Annotated in this window: 2 protein-coding genes; both read left to right on the forward strand. The window is 72.1% G+C overall.

Features of this window, described 5'->3' with window-relative positions; all coding sequences use genetic code 11:
* Positions 1–400: acyl carrier protein (locus AOK03_RS38850; RefSeq protein WP_055570063.1), on the forward strand; the 400-nt coding region annotated here is incomplete at its 5' end.
* Positions 401–433: 33 nt separating this feature from the next.
* A partial coding sequence (locus tag AOK03_RS38855; protein WP_079075252.1) for a type I polyketide synthase occupies positions 434–3,056 on the forward strand: 2,623 nt, incomplete at its 3' end.

A 3,056-nucleotide genomic window follows, 5' to 3' on the forward strand; every position in this document is an offset into this window, starting at 1 on the left:
CGCCCCGCGCGACGTGCAGGAGCTGCTGGCGGGTGAGATCGCCGCCGTACTCGGTCTGGAGGCGTCGAGCCAGGTCGAGGCGGGCCTCTCGTTCAAGGCGCTGGGGTTCGAGTCGATGACCGGAATGGAACTCCGCAACCGGCTGTGCGGCGTGACGGGGCTCCGGCTGCCGACCACCCTCATCTACGACTATCCGTCACCGCGCGAGCTCGTCGACCACCTGATCGCCAGGCTCGGCTCCGAGAGCTCCGAGAGCTCCGAGAGCACAGATGACGCCGACCGTGCTGCCGTCCCCGTCCCTGTGCCCGCGGCCCGCGGCGAGCACGCCTTCGACGACATGGACAGCGACGAGCTCGTGCGGCTGGCACTGGGCAAGAAACGCCCGAGTGACGTCAGTTGACCGGCCGTCGGCCGCCCCTTTCCACGATCGCTCATGCTTGAAGGAGTCACGTTGAACACGTCGGTTGACGAGCTGGTCGAGGCGTTGCGCGAGTCGTTGAAGGAGAACGATCGGCTCCGGGCGCAGTTCACCGAGCCGATCGCGATCATCGGGATGTCGTGCAGGTTCCCCGGCGACGTGATGTCGCCGGCCGACCTGTGGGAGCTCGTGGCGGCCGACGGCGACGCGATCGCGCCGTTCCCGTCCGACCGCGGCTGGGACACCGACAGCCTCTACCACCCCGACGCGAATCATCCCGGAACGACGTATGTGCGTGAGGGCGGATTCCTGCGGGACGCCGCCTATTTCGACGCGGGGTTCTTCGGGATCACGCCGCGGGAGGCCACCGCCATCAACCCGCAGCAGCGCCTGCTGCTCGAATGCGCCTGGGAGTCCTTCGAGCGGGCGGGCATCGATCCGACCACGCTCGTCGGCAGCCGCACCGGTGTCTTCGCCGGGGTGATCTACCAGGACTACAGCGTCCCGCTGCAGTCGCCGCCGAACGACGCGGAAGGCTATCTGCTGACCGGAGAGCTCGGCAGCGTCGCCTCCGGCCGGATCGCGTACACGATGGGTCTGCAGGGACCGGCGATCACGCTCGACACGGCGTGCTCCTCCTCCCTCGTCGCGCTGCACTCGGCGGCCGAATCGCTGCGCCGCGGCGAGTGCTCGCTCGCGCTGGCGGGCGGCGCGACGGTGATGTGCCACCCGCGGGTGATCACCGAGATGTCCCGGCAGGGCGCGCTGTCGCCCGACGGCCGCTCCAAGCCCTTCTCCGACAGCGCCGACGGGGCGGGGTGGGGCGAGGGTGCCGGCATGCTCCTGCTCGAGCGGTTGTCCGACGCCCGGGCGAACGGCCATCAGGTCCTCGCGGTCGTCCGCGGCTCGGCGGTCAACTCCGACGGCGCCAGCAACGGCCTGACCGCGCCGAACGGGCCGTCGCAGCAACGGGTCATCCGCGACGCCCTGCGCGCCTGCGACCTGTCGCCCGCCGATGTCGACGCGGTGGAGGCGCACGGCACCGGCACCATGCTCGGGGACCCGATCGAGGCGGGCGCCCTGATCGCGACGTACGGCGTCGACCGCCCGGCGGACCGGCCGCTGTGGGTCGGGAGCGTGAAGTCGAACATCGGTCACTCCCAGGCCGCGGCGGGCGTGGCCGGAGTGATCAAGACGGTGGAGGCGTTGCGGAACGGGATGCTTCCCGGCCTGGTGCACTTCTCCTCGCCCTCGCGCCATGTGGACTGGGAGGGCAGCGGGGTCGCACCGCTGGCCAAGCCGGTGGACTGGCCGCGCGGGGACCGGCCGCGGCGCTGCGGCGTGTCCTCGTTCGGGGTGAGCGGTACGAACGCGCACGTGATCATAGAAGAGGCACCGCAGGAGCCACCGGAGGCCACGCCCCCGCAGGCACCGGAGACAGCGCCGTCGCGTGGTTCCGACGCGGCGGCAGCAGAGGCCGCGCGGCCGACGCTCCTGCCGTGGGTGGTCTCGGCACGCGGCGAGGAGGGACTGCGTGCGCAAGCGGCACGGCTGCTGGAGGTGGCGGAGACCGAGCGCCCCGAGGACGTCGGCCACTCCCTGGCGGTGACGCGCGCACGCTTCGACCACCGGGCGGTGGTCCTGGGCGCCACACGTGAGCAACTGCTCGCGGGGCTCTCGTCGTTGGCGCGCGAGGAGACCTCGCCCGACGTGGTGCGGGGCACGGCGTGGACCGACGCCCGGCCGGTCTTCGTCTTCCCGGGGCAGGGCGGCCAGTGGCCGGGCATGGCGACGGCCCTCGCGAAGTCCTCCCCCGTGTTCGCCGATCAGCTCGCCAAGTGCGGTGAGGCACTGAGCCGTTACGTTCCCTGGTCCCTCTCCGACGTACTCGAAGGGGCCGAGGGAGCGCCGGGGCTGGAGCGTGTCGACGTCGTGCAGCCGGTGCTGTGGGCCGTGATGGTCTCGCTCGCCCAGGTGTGGCGGGAGCACGGCGTCGAACCGGCCGCCGTCGTCGGCCACTCGCAGGGCGAGATCGCCGCGGCCTGCGTCGCGGGGGCCCTGTCCCTGGACGACGGGGCGCGCGTGGTGGCGTTGCGCAGTCGGGCGCTGGTGCCGCTGCTCGGGCGCGGGGCGATGCTCTCGCTGGGTCTTGGCGCCGACGAGGCCCGGAAGCGGGCGGCCCGGTGGGGCACGCGCCTGTCGGTCGCCGCGGTCAACGGCCCGGGATCCGTCGCGGTGAGCGGCGACCCCGAAGCGGTCGCGGAGCTGCAGGCCGAGTGCGAGGCCGACGGCATCCTCGCCCGCATCATCAACGTGGACTACGCGTCGCACAGCAACCACGTCGACCCGATCAAGGACGAACTGCTGGACGCGCTGGCCGGCGTACGACCGCAGGCCGGATCGGTACCGATGGTGTCGGCGGTCACCGGCGAGCTCGTGTCCCACGAGGAGCTCGACGCGGACTACTGGTGGCGCAACCTGCGCCGCACGGTGGAGTTCGAGGCGGCCTCGCACAATCTGCTGACGGCCGGCCACCACCTGTTCATCGAGATCAGCCCGCACCCCGTCATGGCGTACGGCTTGGAGAGCACCATCGAGGCCACCGGCGCGAGCGCCGCGGTCATCGGCACCCTGCGCC

The sequence above is a fragment of the Streptomyces atriruber genome (assembly GCF_001418325.1).
Taxonomy (GTDB): domain Bacteria; phylum Actinomycetota; class Actinomycetes; order Streptomycetales; family Streptomycetaceae; genus Streptomyces; species Streptomyces atriruber.